We start from the raw sequence: 15,390 nt of genomic DNA on the forward strand, positions 1-15,390 counted from the left end.
CTTCGCCCTGACTTCAAAATTTAACGCGCGCCGCGGCTCAAGCCTTGCATCGTCATTGATGCGAGGTATGGTCCCGGCGATTTTCACGGAAAGGAACCAGCATGGCCGCCTTCAAGACACTCGACGATATCGGCAATATCAGCGGCAAGCGCGTGCTGGTGCGGGTCGACCTCAACGTGCCGGTCGCTGACGGCAAGGTCACCGACGCCACCCGCATCGAGCGCATCGCGCCGACCATCGCCGAGCTGTCCGGCAAGGGCGCCAAGGTCATCCTGCTCGCCCATTTCGGCCGGCCGAAGGATGGCCCCTCGCCGGAATTCTCGCTGGAGCCGATCGCGAAAGCCACCGCCGAGGTGCTTGGCCGTCCCGTCGGCTTTGCCTCGGATTGCGTCGGCGACACGGCCGGAAGCGCCGTCGCCGCCATGAACAAGGGCGACGTGCTGCTGCTCGAAAACACCCGCTTCTACAAAACCGAGGAAAAGAACGATCCGGCCTTCACCGAAAGGCTCGCCGCAAATGGCGACATTTTCGTCAACGACGCCTTTTCCGCCGCCCACCGCGCCCACTCCTCGACCGAAGGCCTGGCGCGGCTGTTGCCGTCCTATGCCGGCCGCACCATGCAGGCTGAGCTCGAGGCGCTGGAGAAGGGGCTCGGCAATCCGGTCCGTCCTGTGGTTGCCATTGTCGGCGGCGCCAAGGTCTCGACCAAGATCGACCTTCTGATGAACCTGGTGAAGAAGGTCGACGCGCTGGTGATCGGCGGTGGCATGGCCAACACCTTCCTCGCCGCGCGCGGCACCGCTGTCGGCAAGTCGCTGTGCGAGCATGACCTTGCCCCGACCGCCAAGCAGATCATGATCGAGGCGGCCGAGGCCGGCTGCGCCATCATCCTGCCGGTCGACGGCGTCGTCGCAAAAGAGTTCAAAGCTGGCGCCGCCTGCGAGACCGTCGCCATCTCGGACGTGCCGGCCGACGGCATGATCCTCGATGTCGGCGAAAAGACCGTGAAGGCGATCGGCGAGTGGATCGACCGCGCCGCGACGCTGGTCTGGAACGGCCCGCTCGGCGCCTTCGAGATCGAGCCTTTCGACCACGCCACGGTGGCAGCGGCCAGGCACGCGGCAGCCCGGACCAACGCCGGCAAGCTGGTCTCCGTCGCCGGTGGCGGCGATACGGTGGCCGCACTCAATCATGCCGGCGTCGCCGACGACTTCACCTATGTCTCGACTGCAGGCGGCGCTTTCCTGGAATGGATGGAAGGCAAGCCGCTGCCAGGCGTCGACGTACTGAAAATGCAGGCCTGACCGGAACACCGGCGCCAAATGACGCGCCGGGAACTTTCAATCGATTCGAGCTTTCCGATGCCATTCCTTTGGCGGTAGACTTCCGTTAAGCGCGGAACAGACCCCTTCAGGAGAAGCAACAATGAGCGAACGTCTCGAAGATATTGCCGCCGCGATCGTGGGCGGCGGCAAGGGCCTGCTGGCCGCCGATGAAAGCTCCGGCACCATAAAGAAGCGCTTCGACGTCATCGGCGTCGAATCGACCGCCGACAGCCGCCGCGACTACCGCGAGATGATGTTTCGCGCCAAGGACGCGATGACGAAATACATTTCCGGCGTCATCCTCTATGACGAGACGATCCGCCAGAAGGCCGCCGACGGCACGCCGCTGGTCGACATCATCAAGGCAGCGGACGCCATTCCCGGCATCAAGGTCGATGCCGGCGCCAAGCCGCTGGCCGGCTTTCCCGGCGACACCATTACCGAGGGGCTCGATGGCCTGCGCGAACGCCTTGCCGACTATTACAAGCTCGGTGCCCGCTTCGCCAAATGGCGCGCGGTGATCGACATCGACACCGGCAAGGGCGTGCCCTCGGCCAATTCGATTGCCTCCAATACCCATGCGCTCGCCCGCTATGCAGCACTTTGCCAGGAAACCGGCATCGTGCCGATCGTCGAGCCGGAAGTGCTGATGGACGGTGCCCACGACATCGACACCTGCTACGCGGTCTCGAAGGCGACGCTGATCGAGCTCTATGACGAGCTTCATGCGGCGCGCGTCGTGCTCGAAGGCACCATCCTGAAGCCGAACATGGTCATTGCCGGCAAGAAATCCGGCAAGACGAACAGCCCCGAGGAGATCGCAGAAAAGACGATCAGGCTTTTCCGCGAGACCGTGCCGGTTGCGGTGCCCGGCATCGCTTTCCTCTCGGGTGGACAGTCGGACGAGGAAGCAACCGCAAACCTCAATGCCATCAACGCCATCGGCCCGCACCCGTGGAAGCTGACCTTCTCCTACGGCCGTGCGTTGCAGGCCGCCCCGCAAAAAGCCTGGAGCGGCAAGGCGTCGAACGTCGCTGCCGGCCAGGCCGCCTTCACCCACCGCGCCTATATGAACCATCTGGCGGCGCTTGGAAAATGGAAGGCGAGCCTCGAACAGGCTGCCTGAGCGCAGTCCTCCCGTTGTCATACAAACCCGGGCCGATGCGCCCGGGTTTTTTGTTTGCGGCGTGCGGGCTTGGGATGGAGCCTGTCCATCCTTATCTCCCCTTCGGCAAAAGCTGACGGCGATGTCGGGTCCTGCCCATCCCGAACGTCCTTGGGATGACAGACAGGGAGAGGTTCATGCCTAGCAACAAGGTGGTTTCGCGCGACGACTGGTTCCAGGCGCACAAGGCGCATCTGGCGCGCGAGAAGGAACTGACGCGGTTTCGCGAGCGCATCGCCGCCGAGCGGCGTGAACTGCCATGGCTGAAGATCAGGAAGGATTACGTCTTCGAGACCGAGCAAGGGCCCAAGAACCTGGCGGAGCTGTTCGCCAACCGCAGCCAGCTTATCGTCTATCACTTCATGATGACGCCAGGGTCGGATCACCGTTGCGAAGGCTGTTCGTTCCTTGCCGACCACATAGACGGCGCCAACCAGCATCTCAGGCATCACGACGTATCTTTGGTCGTGGTTGCGCGCGCGCCGCTGGCGGAGCTGTTGCCCTACAAGCAGCGCATGGGCTGGAAATTCGACTGGGTGTCGTCCTACGCCTCGGATTTCAACTTCGACATGCAGGTTTCGTTCACCGACAAGCAGATCGCGGCCGGCGACACCACCTACAATTTCGAGACGCGTCCGCGCACGTCAAAGGATCTTCCCGGCACCAGCGTTTTCTACAAGGACCAGAATGGCGACATCTTCCTCACCTTCACGTCGCGCGCCCGCGGCGGCGAGGCGCAGATCGGCACCTATGATTATCTCGACATGACACCGAAGGGCCGTGACGAAACCGGCCCTTATCAAAGCCTGATGGATTGGGTGCGGCTGCACGACGAATATTAGGACAGGCAGGCGGACAAGCCGAACTGCTGCGACGACTGAGGCCGTTCACGGCGACGCGGACATGCGCTAAGCCTGCATACGACCATCAAACGGTATCGCTATGCACTTCCCCGCCCTTCTCACCTGGCTCGCCTACCCCGTCTATGTCTGGCAGGGGCTCGGCGTGCGCCGGCGCACCACCCGCATGCTGCCGGCACAGGGACCGGTCATGCATGATATCAAGGGCAAGGCGCCGGCAATCTCGCTGCTGGTGCTGGGCGATTCCTCGGCCGCCTCGGTCGGCATCGGCAATTCCGAGGACGGGCTGGCCGCGCAGCTTGCCGTCATGATCGCAAAGCGCACCGGCAACGCCGTGCGATGGCGCGCCGCCGGCTTCAATTCGGCCACCTCGGGCCAGATCCGTGACCATGTGCTGCCCAACCTGTCGGCCGACCCATGGACGCATATCGTGCTCGCCATCGGTACCAACGACACCAAGAATTTCCACTCGGTGCCGCGCTTCAAGAAAGAGTTCGGCGGCCTGCTCTACGCGCTGCGCGCCAAGTGGCCGGAAGCCCGCGTCGTCTGGTCGCCGGTGCTGGAATTCACCCGTGCGCCGGCCATGCCGCCGATGCTCGGCAAGATCCTGGAGATCCGTGCCACCGCTATGAACCGGATGGGCGAGCGCCTTTGCTTCGAGCGCGGCGCGGTGCCGGCGCCGCGCCTGCCGATCCCCAATCCCGAAGAGGGTTTTGCCTCCGACGGCTTTCATGCCTCGGAAGCCGGCTACCGCGCCTGGGCCGAACATCTGGTCGGCCATATCCTCGCCGGTTGACCAGGGCGGGCACCGGCTCAGCGCAATTCGCATGATCGCCATGGGAACGGTCGATCCGATCTGAAGCAAGCTTGCCTGCTCCGGCAAGGGCGCGACAGCCGCCATGCTATGTCCAGTGCCCCAGCACGCCGGCCAGCGAGATGGCAGCCATGGCGAGCAGGGCCAGCTTCCAGAAATCGCCGCGCCGCCTCAAGCCAGGCCAGCCGAGCGGCTTGATGATCTGGATGAGCATGATGCCGATGAAGACAAGGGCGAGAAGCTTCGACATGCCGCCTTTGAGCAGCATCGCGACCGACTGTCAAAGCGCTTCGTGAGCGCTCTCGCCCAGTCCGGCAGTTCCTGACAAAAACCCGCTTCCGAACCGCCCGCAGATTATCGCGCGACTTTCTTCAGCGACCTGACATCCTCCTGACAGACTGCTGTCAGGAGGGGTGTGCGATAGTGTCTCCATCAGCAAAGAGGAGACTGGTCATGAACGGCTTTGGTATTTTGAACAACGTACAGCACTATGTCGGCAAGATCCGCACGATGCGCAACGAAGTCCGCACCCAGCGCTTCCTGAACTCCTTGCCGGCGGACATCCGCAAGGACATTGGCTGGCCCGATATGTATGAGGGCCGCGGCCGCATTCGTGAGGTCTGAGGCGATTTTTCATGGCAATGCTTGGATTTAGCCACTGCCACGCCCAGATCAATCACATGACGCGCGGGCAGCGATGCCTGCGGGCCGGCGCAAAACATTTCGGCGCTCGCCACGTACAATGCTGAAGGCTCCTGACAGAATGCTGTCAGGAGCAGCATGCCATAAACGTGTCAGGAGACATGAATGGTGAAGAGCTGGAACGACAGGCTGAACACGCCAGGCATCAATGGCGTCAAGCCAACGCCGCGCACGATGGGCGATGTCGTCGAGGGCCAGCCGATGCTGGTGCCGACGGCCCGCCAGGTCGATGATTTTATTCGTTCCATTCCCAAAGGCGTCGAGATGGACGTCCGCGCCCTGCGCACCGCGCTCGCCATCGAGCACGGGGCGCAAGTGACATGTCCGGTCACCATCGGCTATCATCTGCGCACCATCGCGGAAGCCGCCAATGAGGATCTCGAGCGCGGCATGGAGCCGAGCGCAATTGCGCCATTCTGGCGTGTGCTCGACACCAACGCGCCAACGACGAAGAAACTGTCCTTCGGCGCGGAATTCGTCGCCGCGCAGCGCAAGCGCGAAGGATTGAAGCCATAATGCCTGCCGCCCAAAAGTGTTTAGCGGTTTTTGGGGCAACGGCAGGCATGAAACAGGAAATGGATGTCGCCCGGAACCGGTTTGGGGACCACGACATTCATGGAAACGCAGCCGAGGGACCATACGATGCGCCGTGCCGACAGGCTCTTCCAGATCGTGCAGCATCTGCGCGGTGGCCGGCTGGTCACCGCTCAGAAGCTCGGCACCTGGCTCGAGGTTTCCGAACGAACCATCTACCGCGACATTGCCGACCTGCAGTCGACCGGGGTGCCGATCGACGGCGAGGCGGGGGTTGGCTACATGATGAGGGAGGGTTTCGACCTTCCGCCGCTGATGTTCACGCGTGACGAGATCGTGGCGCTGGTTGCCGGCGCGCGCATGGTGCGCGCCTTTGGTGGTGCGGCCATGGCGCGTGCCGCCGACGAGGCGCTGGTCAAGATCGGCGCCGTGTTGCCCGACGCCGAGAAAGACCGCATCGCCCGCACCGAGATCCACACGCCGATGTGGGTGGTGAGCGATGCCGCGCGCGAGGCTATCGACCTGATCGAGCGCGCCGTCGAGAAGCGGCAGGTGCTGACCATCGACTATCGCGACGAGGCCGGCCGCGGCACCGGGCGCGATATCCGCCCACTCGGCCTGTGGTTCTGGGGCAAGGTGTGGACGCTGGTCGCCTGGTGCGAGATGCGCGACGATTTCCGCGCCTTCCGCATCGACCGCATCGCCTCGGTGGTCATCGCCGGCCGCATCTTCAAGCCGGAACGCGGCAAGCAACTCGCCGACTTCTACCGCGCGGTCGAACGCTCGGAGGATTACGGTATGACGCCGGACCGCGCGGCGCGGAGCTGAGACAAAAAAGCCCGCACGAAGCGGGCTTTTTTATTGGCAGAGCCGAAGCTTACTCGTCGCCGTCGGTATCTTCGTTCTTGGACTTCAGCGCCGAGAGCTTGGCGAACACGGCGTTGGCGTCGAGCTCGGCATCCTCATCCTTCGGCTTCTCCGGCGCCGGCACAAGGCGCTCGGTCAGCGCCGCCGGCAGCAGCGTGTCACCGACAGGCTGCGCCTGCTCGCGACCGCGCGAGGCGCGGTTGACTTCCATGTCGAGGTCGATCTGCGAGGCGAGACCCAGCGTCACCGGGTCCATCGGCTGCAGATTGGCCGAGTTCCAGTGCTTGCGCTCACGGATCTGTTCGATCGTCGACTTGGTCGTGCCGACCAGGCGCGAAATCTGCGCGTCCTTCAATTCCGGGTGGTTACGCACCAGCCACAGGATGGCATTGGGCCGGTCCTGACGCTTTGACAGCGGCGTGTAGCGCGGGCCCTTGCGCTTGGATTCCGGCACCCGCACCTTGGGGTCGGACAGTTTCAGGCGCTGGTTCGGATCCTTCTCGGCGCGCGCAATCTCGTCGCGGGTCAGCTGGCCGGTCATGATCGGGTCCATGCCCTTGATGCCTTGCGCCGATTCGCCGTCGGCGATCGCCTTGACCTCAAGCGGATGCAGCCCGCAGAACTGCGCGATCTGCTCGAAGGAGAGCGCGGTGTTGTCGACCAGCCAGACGGCGGTCGCCTTGGGCATCAGCAGCGTATTGGCCATTTCAAAAATCCTTCTCGTTCGCCCGCGTTCCCGCGCGGGCGGTGGTTTAGAGCCACCAAAATGGGAAATTCGCGGCCTGTATAACCGCTCCGCTGCCGTTTCGCAATGTTTTTGGCGCAGGGCCAGCCGTTGGGCGCCAGAGTGCGTGGAGGCCAGAAGGGGCCTTGGCCTCGGCGATCGTCGATGCCGAGGCGTAAAAAGGCCCTAAAACGACAAAACCCGCCGGACAGGGTCCAGCGGGCTCGGAACCGGCGACGGAAAACGTCTGCTGCGGCTCTTGCTTCTAGCACATGGCCAAGCCTTACGGCCAGCCATGCTTCGATTAGATGGCCTTGCGGGCAATCCGCTCGATGTCGCCGCGGTTGATGCCGAGGTCGCTGAGCTGACGGGCGTTGAGCTTGTTCAGCTCGCGCACGGTTTCGTTGTACATACGCCAGTTACGGAAAGCGCGGATCGGGTTCATGGTAGTCCTCCAGTTGTTGGATCAAATCGTTTCGATGACGCTTAGATAGGCAGCGCTGCCCACGAATTGAACAGACGTCTTTGCATAGCCGCAATGCAAATGCTGCATTGCACCATTAAGCCTCTGTTCATCTTGCCAACAGGGGCGAGCGCGGAGGATGTGTCGAGATTCAGGTCAGGCCGAGTCGAGAATGGCTGAGCCCGAGAACCGGAGCGGAGCGTACTTAAAGTACGTGAGCACCGGCCTACGCCGGCCGAAGCCTTAACCGTGACTGCCGTTCAAAAAAAGGGCTTCGGCCGGCGAAGGCCGGAAGCGCAGGGATCGGCCATTCGCAGGCCGGCCTCACCTGAATATCGGCGCATCCTAGCCGACGTCGAGAACGATCTTGCCGATATGCTCGCCCTCTTCCATGCGCTCATGCGCGCGCCAGGCATCGGCCAGTGGGAAGATCATGTCCATCACCGGCGACACCTTGCGGGTGCCGAGCAGCGGCCACACCTGCGCTTCCAGCGCCGCGGCGATCGCTGCCTTGAACTCGACCGTGCGTGGCCGCAGTGTCGAGCCGGTATGGGTCAGCCGCTTGACCATGATCTTGGAAAAATCGGCACTCGCCACCGCCCCGGCCTGGACGGCGATCTGGACGATGCGACCCTCGACGGCCGCCGCCTCGTAGTTGCGCTGGACGTAGTCGCCGCCGACCATGTCGAGGATGACGTCGGCGCCCTTGCCGCCGGTGGCGTCCTTGACCGCGGCGACAAAATCCTCCTCGCGGTAGTTGATCGCCCTGTCGGCGCAAAGCTTCAGGCAGGCGTCGCACTTTTCCTTCGAGCCGGCGGTGGTCACGACATAGGCGCCAAAGGCCGACGCCAGCTGGATCGCCGTGGTGCCGATGCCCGACGAGCCGCCATGGACGAGCAGCGTCTCGCCCTTCTTCAGGCCGCCGCGCTCGAACACATTGTGCCAGACGGTGAAATAGTTTTCCGGCACCGCGGCCGCTTCCGTATGGGTGAAGCCGGCAGGCAGCGGCAGCACGCTGCCGGCATGAACCTTGACATATTCGGCATAGCCGCCGCCCGGTGTCAGCGCGCAGACCCGGTCGCCGATGCGCCAGCGCGATATCTCGTCGCCAAGCGCTGCCACTTCGCCCGATGCCTCGAGGCCCGGGAGGTCGGAGGCACCGGGCGGCGCCGGATAGGCGCCCTTGCGTTGCTGCACGTCGGGCCGGTTGACGCCGGCAGCGCGCACCCGGATCAGGATTTCGCCGGGGCCGGGCACCGGCACATCGCGCATTTCCGGCTTCAGCACCCGCGGCCCGCCGGGTTGCGAGATTGCAATGGCCGTCATCGTCGCCGGAATTTTATGTCCGCTTCCCATGAAAATTTCCCGTCTCGATCGGGCCGGTCTGTCGCCGGCTGTTTGCATCAGCACCCCTGCCCTATGTATGCTGATTGCCGGATCAGGCAAATGCTCAAATCAGGCCAATACTGGATCGGCCCAAATGCTGAATCAGGGAGGAGCGACGATGGCGATCTTCGACGACGAACCCAAAAAGAAATCCAGGCCGCATGAGATCGGACAGGATCTGTCGCTCCTTTCGGTCGGTGACCTGACCGAGCGGATAGGCATATTGCGCGACGAGATTGCCCGGCTGGAAGCTGAGCTCCAGGCCAAGGGCAGCACCAAATCGGCGGCCGAAGCGCTGTTTCGCCGCGGCTAGCTTTTGCGCTGGCTTTCGACGCCGAGACATTCGCCGCCGAAAAGCCCGAATGCGCCTATTTTCAGAGCTGCCACACCTTCAGAACTGCTCCCGTCCTCAGAACCGACAAGCCCCTCCAGCCGGATCAAACAATGTTTGCAAGCTACAGACCGATCCTCTCGCTGCTTCGCGGCACTGCTTTCCTGCTTGCGGCATCGGGACTGCATGGCCTGCTGCTGCCGCTGCGTGGCCAGATCGAAGGGTTTTCGACCGCATCGCTCGGCCTGATGGGAACTGCCTGGGCCGGTGGCTTCGTCACCGGCTGCTTCTTCGCACCGCGCCTCGTGCGCCGCGCCGGCCATGTCAGGGCGTTCGGCGCCTTTGCCGCGTCGGGCGCCATCGTCGCCCTGCTCACCGGCCTGATCATCAACGAATATGTCTGGATCCTGCTGCGCGCCTTCACCGGCTTCACCATGGCCGGCGCCTTCATGGTCATCGAAAGCTGGCTGAACGAAAAGGCCACCAATGAGAACCGCGGCACCGTCTTCGGCCTCTACATGATGGTCACCTATGCCTCGATCATGGGCGGCCAGATGATCGTTGCCGGCGGCGACGTCAAATCGGCGTCGCTGTTCATGATCACCGGCATATTGTTTTGCCTGTCGCTGATCCCGACCGCCGTCTCGTCGGCTTCGTCCCCCAAGCCGTTGCAGGACGTCAAGCTCGACGTCAAAGGGCTTTATGTCAATTCGCCGGTGTCGGCGATCGCCTGCCTGTTGATCGGCATCGCCAATGGCGCCTGGGGTACCCTGGGTGCGGTCTATGGCGCCCGTATCGGCATTTCCACCGCCGAGATCGCGCTGATGATGAGCCTTGTCGTCGTTGCCGGCGCAGCCATGCAGCTTCCGGCCGGGCGCCTCTCCGACAAGACCGACCGCCGTTTCGTGCTGGCGGGCGCGGCTTTCGGCGCGGCGCTGTTCGCCATCCTGATCTTCCTGTTCGAACCGCGTTCTTCCATCTTCGTCATCGTCTTCACGGCCGCCTACGGCGCCTTCGCCTACACGCTTTATTCGATCGCCGTGGCGCATGCCAACGACCACGCGCGCGCCGAGGATTTCGTCAAGGTCTCGGGCGGCCTGCTGCTTCTGTACGGGTTCGGCACCATGATCGGGCCCTTGCTGGCCGCCGCCCTGATGGGCTGGTTCCGCCCCGAAGGCCTGTTCCTGGCCACCGCTCTGGCGCATCTGTGCCTTGCCGCCTACACGCTGCTGCGCATCAGCCGCCGCGCGCCGGTGCCGATCGAAAACCGCGACGCCTTCAAGACCCAGCCCGCCGATCGCTCGGTCACCCCCGAAGCATTGCGGCTCAGAAAAGCGGAAACTGACGGTTGAGATTTGAAAAACTTTGCCCCACAAGTATAGGCATGATCTTTTCTGACGCCTTCATGGCGATTGCCGATCCCAACCGGCGCTATCTCCTGGAAGAGCTCCGGCGCGGCCCGAAAACCGTCAACGAGCTGGCTTCGGGCCTGCCAGTCTCTCGCCCGGCCGTGTCCCAGCATTTGAAAGTGTTGCTGGACGCCGGTCTGGTTCAGGCCAAGGCCGAAGGCACGAGGCGGGTCTATACGGTCAGCACCGCCGGCTTCCTCCAGCTCAATATTTGGCTAGACCAGTTCTGGGAAGCATAGGCCAAAATCCAGGAAATTGAGGCACGGCGGAAACTACGCTTTCCAAGCTTCAAGTGCCCGCTGCCAATGCCTTGCCCAGCGCATCGAGCAGAAACCCGGTTCCATGCTCGCGCGTCGAGGGCGTGTCGTGGCCATCGAGAAACGCGCCCTGTTCGGTCAGCACCAGCCGCGTTCCGGTCCCTTCCGGCCGCAATTCGATCGTCGCCAGCGATACCGAAATGCGGGACTCGCCGAACAGCATGTCGTAACTGTAGACGATGCGCTCGTTGGGCACGATGTCCAGATAGGTGGCGGTGTAGGTGTGGATCGGCCCGTCCTTTGGCCCGCCGGCATTGACCTCCTGGCCGCCAACCCGGAAGTCCATCTCGTGCCTGTGGGCCATCGGATTGTCGGGGTCGGCGAACCAGCGCCCTTTGGCGGTCGGATCGCTGAGCGCGAAATAGACTTTCGCCGGCGTCGCCGGATAGACGCGCTCAAGCACGAAGGTGGAATGGACGACGGATCGTTCGGTCAGAATGGCCTCCTTCAGTTTTCTTTAGTCTTCGGTCTCGGCGAGAAAACCGCCCAGCCGGTCGAGCCGGCGTTCCCATGTCAGCCGCCGCTCATTGATCCAGTGTTCGGCGCTACGCAGCGCCTGCGGCGCGATCTGGCAGGTGCGTACGCGGCCTAGCTTTACCGAGCGCACCAGGCCGCTCGCCTCGAGCACGTTGAGATGCTGGACGACGGCCGACAGCGACATTGCCAGCGGTTCGGCCAACTGGCTGACCGAAGCCGGCCCGCGCGACAGCCGTTCGACCATGCTGCGGCGGGCCGGGTCGGCAAGCGCCTGGAACATCAGGTCGAGCTGGGCGGGATCGTGCAGCATCGCGATCAGCCGTTGTTGTAGGGGAAGAATTTGAAGTAGGGCTGCGCCTCCTCGATCACCCGGGCAAAGGACGGTCGCTTGAGCAGGCGGTCGTGGTAGCGTTTCACCGCCGGATAGCTGTCGCCGAACGGCTCGACCTTGTTGGCATAGAACAGCGCCGGCGAGGCCGCACAATCGGCCATGGTGAAGCTATGGCCGGCCGCCCAGATTTTCGAACGCATCTCCTCCTCGACGATCGCATAGGCGTTCCGCAGTTGCGCCCGCGCCTCCTCGACGCCGAACAGATCGGTCTTGTCCTGCGGCCGCAACCTGTCGCCGACGATCTTCTGCATCGGCGTCTGAACGTAGAAATCGTAGAAACGGTCGGCCTGGCGGACCTGGAGAGCGAGGTCGGCCTCGGCTGGGATTAGCTCGACCGGTCCCGGATAGTGGGTAGCCAGATATTCGATGACGATGGTCGATTCCAGCACCGTGCGGTTGCGCGCATCGTCACGCAGCGCCGGCATCTTGCCGGTCGGCGACACCTTCAGGAACGCCGCCCGCGACTGCTCGTCGCCGAGATCGACGATGTCCGGCGTGAAGGGCGTCTCGTTCTCATAAAACGCAATCAGCGGTTTCCAGCAGAACGACGCCAGCGGATGGAAATGGAACGTCAGGGACATTTTTTGCTCGTCTGTTTCGAGTTCGTCGTTGCTGGAGTTGCCTCGCCACCAAACACTGAAGCAACTACTTAACTATTGCCGCAGGTGGAGTGTGTCAAGGTTCGAACTCCACCGCCCGTCAGGGCTTGGTATGCGCGACGATGGCGGCAACAATTATCGGCCAATCGACGGGATGCAGTTCGTGGCCACCGCCTTCGATGCGGACAAGCCGTCCGCCGGCGACGGCATCGGCAAGGGCTGCGCCATGTTCGACCGGAAAGATCGGATCCGATGTCCCGTGGATGACGAGCAGCGGAGCCTTGATCTCGCGCAGGCGCCCTTTAAGATCCTCGCCACCTTTCAGCATGAAATGGTTGGTCGCGCTCAAAAAGCCGCCGGATCGGTCATAGTCTTGTTCGATGAACGCCCGCATCGCCTTCTCGTCGAACGGATGCGCGGTGCTTGCGATGGCGTGGGCGTCCTTGACGATGAAGTCGATCACCTGCTCGCGGTCCGACCAGTCGACCTTTGTGCCAGCGGTCGAGTGCTCCATATAGGCTTCGGTCGTCCCCGGCAGATGCGATGTATCGATCCCCACCGGCGAACTGCTGATCACCGTCAGTGTGATGACACGTGAGGGATGTTTCAACGCCAGTCGTTGCGCGATCATGCCGCCCATCGACATCCCCACCACATGCGCTTTCGCGATGTCATAGCCGAGGACACTGGCGGCATCGTCCGCCATGTCGTCGAACGTATACGGCGGCTCGCCCGGCGCATATTTGGTCGACAGGCCGGTGTCGCGGTTGTCATAGCGGATCACGAAACGACCTTCGCCGGCGAGTTTTTTGCAAAGCGCCTCCGGCCACCACAGCATCGAGGCCATGGCGCCCATGATCAGCAGCATGGCTGGATCGCCGGGATCGCCAAACGTCTGGGAGACGATTTTGGGTGCTGCGGCCTTTGTCATGGGACTCTCCTCGCCTATGCTCAAACTGATTGCCTTTTGCAATCGGTTGCACGATAATGAAACTGATACGATAATGCAACTGGTTTTTACGGGGAGAGTCGGATGAAAACCGAACACCGCTCGGGATGCCCTATCAATCTGTCGCTGGAAGTGTTCGGCGACCGCTGGAGCCTTATCATCCTGCGCGACATGATTTTTGGCGGAAAACGCCACTTTCGCGAGCTGCTCAACGGCTCGATCGAGGGCATCGCTTCCAACATCCTGGCCGATCGGCTGAAGCGGCTGATGGAACTTGGCATGCTGACCAAGGCTGACGATCCCTCGCACAAGCAGAAGGCGATCTACAGCCTGACCGAAATGGCGATCACGCTGGTGCCGATCATGGCCCATCTCGGTGCCTGGGGCCGCGTCTGGCTGCCGGTCAGCGAGGAGCTGTCGATCCGCGCTGAACTGCTGGAGAAGGGCGGTCCGCCAATGTGGGAGCAGTTCATGGACGAGTTGCGCCACGACCATCTGGGCATGCCAGTCGCAGCGCCGGGGCGGCCTTCTGTCCGTGCCACATTGCAGGCCGGATACGAGGCGGTGGTGGCGCGCAAGGCGTCAAGCGCCGCATAGGCCGCCGCCTGCTGACCAACTTATTTTCCCATTTATGGGGCGGCTCTGCTATCAAGGGGCTGAAAAACATAATTTATGGGATTGGATAACGCTCTTGGTTGAGAACTCAAAGGATACCGCCCGCGCGCGGGCAGATATGCGTTTCAAGAAGCAGGAAGAGGCAGCCACGGTGCGGCAAAAGGCGATGGCGGAGTATGTCGCCGAGGCCGACGCCCGCCAGGCCAAGACCAACAAGCTCCGGGCATTGCGCCTTGCCAAGGAAGCGGAAGATCTGGCCAATGCGCCCGCCGCCCCGGTCAAGAAGCCGGCGCGGGCCAAGAAAAAAATCGCCTGACGATACCCATAGTTGATGGCAGATTGGGGCGGCTGAGCATATCGGCCGGAATGCCGGTCAACGGCACGCCGCTATGACCTCCCGCCATTCCGCTTTCCTGCGCGAAGCAATTTCAACCGCAACCGGGATTTCGCATCTCGCGTGTCAGGCCGATGATCGACGCGCGTTTGAACGGGAGACTGCTATGACCGCTTTGACCCTCGAAAAAGCCAAGCACATCATCGACGCCGCTTTCGCCAAGGGTGCCGAGCTGAAGCTCAAGCCGCTCGGCGTCTCCGTGCTCGATGCCGGCGCCCATCTCGTCGCCTTCCAGCGCCAAGACGGCGCCTCGTTCCTGCGCCCGCAAATGTCGGCCGGCAAGGCCTATGGCGCGCTCGCCATCGGCATGGGCTCGCGCCGTGTCGAGGCTTTCGCCAAGGAACGGCCGCATCTCGTCGCCGGCATCTCCGACGTCTCGGGTGGTCGCGTCCTGCCGGTCGTCGGCGGCGTGCTGATCCGCGATCAAACAGGCGCCGTCATCGGCGCTGTCGGCATTTCGGGCGATACGTCGGACAATGACGAGGCCGCCGCCATCGCCGGCATCGAAGCAGCTGGGTTCACCGCCGATCCAGGCTGAGGCTGAGCTCTAATTCAGATTGATATCCCTGCTGGCCGATCGCATCGACACCGAGAAGCCGGCCAGCACGTCGAACAGCGCGATTACCATCAGCGTGAAGAAGACGGAGTGCGCCGCGCCCTTCACCAGCAGGAACTCGACCAGGAACGCCACGAAGACCAATGTCGACAACAGATGGTCCATGATCGAGGCATTCGTGGTGCGCACCGACTTCACCATTTCGAGGAACAGGAAGATCAGTCCGATCACCACCATCAGGTCGCCGAGCGTCATCGAAAACACCCCGCCAGACATCATGCGGAACGAGAAGATTTCGGTCGCCCACGGATCGTCGCCGCTGCCGAATATTCCGAGGAGTCCGAGATTATAGGCCACGAAGGGCACGATCAGCAGCGGGATGGCACCGAACATCAGGCGTCTCCTCTAGCAATTCCAGGAAAGTGTGAGCGGTCCGGAATTGCGTAAACAATGGGGGCACCTACTGTAGAATGCCCCGCAAGCACGCCGTCAAGATTTTTAGCTAACAGCCG

The 15,390-nt window shown here is 62.8% G+C and carries 22 protein-coding genes; 13 read left to right on the forward strand and 9 right to left on the reverse strand.

All coding sequences use genetic code 11. The features are described from left to right. Positions 1–101: 101 nt before the first annotated feature. The 4 genes from ACWTU9_RS04885 (at position 102) to ACWTU9_RS04900 (ending at position 4,146) form a co-directional block, all read left to right on the forward strand. The gene (locus tag ACWTU9_RS04885; protein ID WP_455857323.1) at positions 102–1,304 is read left to right on the forward strand and encodes a phosphoglycerate kinase; all 1,203 of its coding nucleotides are present in this window, start codon (positions 102–104) and stop codon (positions 1,302–1,304) included. 121 nt (positions 1,305–1,425) lie between these two features. Continuing rightward, a complete protein-coding gene (locus tag ACWTU9_RS04890) occupies positions 1,426–2,451 on the forward strand; it encodes a class I fructose-bisphosphate aldolase (protein ID WP_455857324.1) in 1,026 nt (341 codons plus the stop codon). 176 nt (positions 2,452–2,627) lie between these two features. Then, the gene (locus ACWTU9_RS04895) at positions 2,628–3,332 is read left to right on the forward strand and encodes a DUF899 domain-containing protein (RefSeq protein ID WP_454573101.1); all 705 of its coding nucleotides are present in this window, start codon (positions 2,628–2,630) and stop codon (positions 3,330–3,332) included. 100 nt (positions 3,333–3,432) lie between these two features. Continuing rightward, the gene (locus tag ACWTU9_RS04900) at positions 3,433–4,146 is read left to right on the forward strand and encodes an SGNH/GDSL hydrolase family protein (RefSeq protein WP_455857325.1); all 714 of its coding nucleotides are present in this window, start codon (positions 3,433–3,435) and stop codon (positions 4,144–4,146) included. Between the two features lie 106 nt (positions 4,147–4,252). On the opposite strand, the gene ACWTU9_RS04905 is transcribed toward ACWTU9_RS04900, so the two are convergent. Next, positions 4,253–4,414 carry a hypothetical protein gene (locus ACWTU9_RS04905; protein ID WP_181057993.1) on the reverse strand — a complete coding sequence of 54 codons (162 nt, stop codon included), beginning with the start codon at positions 4,412–4,414 and terminating at the stop codon, positions 4,253–4,255. A 203-nt stretch (positions 4,415–4,617) separates the two neighbouring features. On the opposite strand from ACWTU9_RS04905, the gene ACWTU9_RS04910 reads away from it, so the two are divergent. From ACWTU9_RS04910 to ACWTU9_RS04920, 3 genes are all read left to right on the forward strand, one after another. Next, positions 4,618–4,788, forward strand: coding sequence for a hypothetical protein (locus tag ACWTU9_RS04910; protein WP_454573096.1), 171 nt, complete (start codon positions 4,618–4,620; stop codon positions 4,786–4,788). A 183-nt stretch (positions 4,789–4,971) separates the two neighbouring features. Beyond that, positions 4,972–5,382 (forward strand): hypothetical protein, encoded by a 411-nt coding sequence (locus ACWTU9_RS04915; RefSeq protein ID WP_455857326.1) that lies wholly within the window; start codon positions 4,972–4,974, stop codon positions 5,380–5,382. Positions 5,383–5,508: 126 nt separating this feature from the next. After that, complete coding sequence (locus ACWTU9_RS04920) at positions 5,509–6,228, forward strand: helix-turn-helix transcriptional regulator (protein WP_454573499.1); 720 nt, start codon at positions 5,509–5,511, stop codon at positions 6,226–6,228. Between the two features lie 49 nt (positions 6,229–6,277). Here ACWTU9_RS04920 and ACWTU9_RS04925 read toward each other — a convergent pair whose 3' ends face one another. The 3 genes from ACWTU9_RS04925 to ACWTU9_RS04935 form a co-directional block, all read right to left on the reverse strand. Further along, positions 6,278–6,973: a DUF1013 domain-containing protein gene (locus ACWTU9_RS04925; RefSeq protein WP_455857327.1), complete on the reverse strand. Its 696-nt coding sequence runs from the start codon at positions 6,971–6,973 to the stop codon at positions 6,278–6,280. Positions 6,974–7,295: 322 nt separating this feature from the next. Further along, positions 7,296–7,436, reverse strand: coding sequence for a DUF1127 domain-containing protein (locus ACWTU9_RS04930; RefSeq protein WP_454573093.1), 141 nt, complete (start codon positions 7,434–7,436; stop codon positions 7,296–7,298). 363 nt (positions 7,437–7,799) lie between these two features. Beyond that, complete coding sequence (locus ACWTU9_RS04935) at positions 7,800–8,810, reverse strand: NAD(P)H-quinone oxidoreductase (RefSeq protein ID WP_455857328.1); 1,011 nt, start codon at positions 8,808–8,810, stop codon at positions 7,800–7,802. 148 nt (positions 8,811–8,958) lie between these two features. Between ACWTU9_RS04935 and ACWTU9_RS04940 the strand changes: the two genes are divergently transcribed. From ACWTU9_RS04940 to ACWTU9_RS04950, 3 genes are all read left to right on the forward strand, one after another. Beyond that, on the forward strand, positions 8,959–9,153 hold the full coding sequence (locus ACWTU9_RS04940; RefSeq protein ID WP_454573498.1) for a DUF1192 domain-containing protein: 195 nt from the start codon (positions 8,959–8,961) through the stop codon (positions 9,151–9,153). A gap of 131 nt (positions 9,154–9,284) precedes the next feature. Then, complete coding sequence (locus ACWTU9_RS04945; RefSeq protein WP_455857329.1) at positions 9,285–10,523, forward strand: MFS transporter; 1,239 nt, start codon at positions 9,285–9,287, stop codon at positions 10,521–10,523. Between the two features lie 32 nt (positions 10,524–10,555). Next, complete coding sequence (locus ACWTU9_RS04950) at positions 10,556–10,819, forward strand: ArsR/SmtB family transcription factor (RefSeq protein ID WP_454573090.1); 264 nt, start codon at positions 10,556–10,558, stop codon at positions 10,817–10,819. 49 nt (positions 10,820–10,868) lie between these two features. Here ACWTU9_RS04950 and ACWTU9_RS04955 read toward each other — a convergent pair whose 3' ends face one another. The 4 genes from ACWTU9_RS04955 to ACWTU9_RS04970 form a co-directional block, all read right to left on the reverse strand. After that, complete coding sequence (locus ACWTU9_RS04955) at positions 10,869–11,300, reverse strand: SRPBCC family protein (RefSeq protein WP_455857330.1); 432 nt, start codon at positions 11,298–11,300, stop codon at positions 10,869–10,871. Positions 11,301–11,354: 54 nt separating this feature from the next. Beyond that, positions 11,355–11,684: an ArsR/SmtB family transcription factor gene (locus ACWTU9_RS04960; protein ID WP_455857331.1), complete on the reverse strand. Its 330-nt coding sequence runs from the start codon at positions 11,682–11,684 to the stop codon at positions 11,355–11,357. A gap of 5 nt (positions 11,685–11,689) precedes the next feature. Further along, a complete protein-coding gene (locus tag ACWTU9_RS04965; protein WP_455857332.1) occupies positions 11,690–12,346 on the reverse strand; it encodes a glutathione S-transferase family protein in 657 nt (218 codons plus the stop codon). Between the two features lie 118 nt (positions 12,347–12,464). Further along, the gene (locus tag ACWTU9_RS04970; protein ID WP_455857333.1) at positions 12,465–13,295 is read right to left on the reverse strand and encodes an alpha/beta fold hydrolase; all 831 of its coding nucleotides are present in this window, start codon (positions 13,293–13,295) and stop codon (positions 12,465–12,467) included. Between the two features lie 102 nt (positions 13,296–13,397). Between ACWTU9_RS04970 and ACWTU9_RS04975 the strand changes: the two genes are divergently transcribed. From ACWTU9_RS04975 to ACWTU9_RS04985, 3 genes are all read left to right on the forward strand, one after another. Then, the gene (locus ACWTU9_RS04975; RefSeq protein ID WP_455857334.1) at positions 13,398–13,910 is read left to right on the forward strand and encodes a winged helix-turn-helix transcriptional regulator; all 513 of its coding nucleotides are present in this window, start codon (positions 13,398–13,400) and stop codon (positions 13,908–13,910) included. 94 nt (positions 13,911–14,004) lie between these two features. Then, the gene (locus ACWTU9_RS04980) at positions 14,005–14,244 is read left to right on the forward strand and encodes a hypothetical protein (RefSeq protein ID WP_142869345.1); all 240 of its coding nucleotides are present in this window, start codon (positions 14,005–14,007) and stop codon (positions 14,242–14,244) included. A 184-nt stretch (positions 14,245–14,428) separates the two neighbouring features. Then, positions 14,429–14,860, forward strand: a complete 432-nt coding sequence (locus ACWTU9_RS04985) for a GlcG/HbpS family heme-binding protein (RefSeq protein ID WP_455857335.1) — start codon at positions 14,429–14,431, stop codon at positions 14,858–14,860. 9 nt (positions 14,861–14,869) lie between these two features. Here ACWTU9_RS04985 and ACWTU9_RS04990 read toward each other — a convergent pair whose 3' ends face one another. Further along, positions 14,870–15,271, reverse strand: a complete 402-nt coding sequence (locus ACWTU9_RS04990; RefSeq protein WP_142869343.1) for a hypothetical protein — start codon at positions 15,269–15,271, stop codon at positions 14,870–14,872. Between the last annotated feature and the right edge of the window lie 119 nt (positions 15,272–15,390).

Source organism: Mesorhizobium sp. 128a (assembly GCF_053848025.1).

Coding starts and splice junctions, on each gene's coding strand:
- ACWTU9_RS04965 (WP_455857332.1), bottom strand. CDS start 12,346: ATGTCCCTGACGTTCCATTTCCATCCGCTGGCGTCGTTCTGCTGGAAA.
- ACWTU9_RS04915 (WP_455857326.1), top strand. CDS start 4,972: ATGGTGAAGAGCTGGAACGACAGGCTGAACACGCCAGGCATCAATGGC.
- ACWTU9_RS04990 (WP_142869343.1), bottom strand. CDS start 15,271: ATGTTCGGTGCCATCCCGCTGCTGATCGTGCCCTTCGTGGCCTATAAT.
- ACWTU9_RS04940 (WP_454573498.1), top strand. CDS start 8,959: ATGGCGATCTTCGACGACGAACCCAAAAAGAAATCCAGGCCGCATGAG.
- ACWTU9_RS04935 (WP_455857328.1), bottom strand. CDS start 8,810: ATGGGAAGCGGACATAAAATTCCGGCGACGATGACGGCCATTGCAATC.
- ACWTU9_RS04960 (WP_455857331.1), bottom strand. CDS start 11,684: ATGCTGCACGATCCCGCCCAGCTCGACCTGATGTTCCAGGCGCTTGCC.
- ACWTU9_RS04925 (WP_455857327.1), bottom strand. CDS start 6,973: ATGGCCAATACGCTGCTGATGCCCAAGGCGACCGCCGTCTGGCTGGTC.
- ACWTU9_RS04905 (WP_181057993.1), bottom strand. CDS start 4,414: ATGTCGAAGCTTCTCGCCCTTGTCTTCATCGGCATCATGCTCATCCAG.
- ACWTU9_RS04900 (WP_455857325.1), top strand. CDS start 3,433: ATGCACTTCCCCGCCCTTCTCACCTGGCTCGCCTACCCCGTCTATGTC.
- ACWTU9_RS04970 (WP_455857333.1), bottom strand. CDS start 13,295: ATGACAAAGGCCGCAGCACCCAAAATCGTCTCCCAGACGTTTGGCGAT.
- ACWTU9_RS04945 (WP_455857329.1), top strand. CDS start 9,285: ATGTTTGCAAGCTACAGACCGATCCTCTCGCTGCTTCGCGGCACTGCT.
- ACWTU9_RS04985 (WP_455857335.1), top strand. CDS start 14,429: ATGACCGCTTTGACCCTCGAAAAAGCCAAGCACATCATCGACGCCGCT.
- ACWTU9_RS04895 (WP_454573101.1), top strand. CDS start 2,628: ATGCCTAGCAACAAGGTGGTTTCGCGCGACGACTGGTTCCAGGCGCAC.
- ACWTU9_RS04910 (WP_454573096.1), top strand. CDS start 4,618: ATGAACGGCTTTGGTATTTTGAACAACGTACAGCACTATGTCGGCAAG.
- ACWTU9_RS04930 (WP_454573093.1), bottom strand. CDS start 7,436: ATGAACCCGATCCGCGCTTTCCGTAACTGGCGTATGTACAACGAAACC.
- ACWTU9_RS04950 (WP_454573090.1), top strand. CDS start 10,556: ATGATCTTTTCTGACGCCTTCATGGCGATTGCCGATCCCAACCGGCGC.
- ACWTU9_RS04975 (WP_455857334.1), top strand. CDS start 13,398: ATGAAAACCGAACACCGCTCGGGATGCCCTATCAATCTGTCGCTGGAA.
- ACWTU9_RS04890 (WP_455857324.1), top strand. CDS start 1,426: ATGAGCGAACGTCTCGAAGATATTGCCGCCGCGATCGTGGGCGGCGGC.
- ACWTU9_RS04885 (WP_455857323.1), top strand. CDS start 102: ATGGCCGCCTTCAAGACACTCGACGATATCGGCAATATCAGCGGCAAG.
- ACWTU9_RS04920 (WP_454573499.1), top strand. CDS start 5,509: ATGCGCCGTGCCGACAGGCTCTTCCAGATCGTGCAGCATCTGCGCGGT.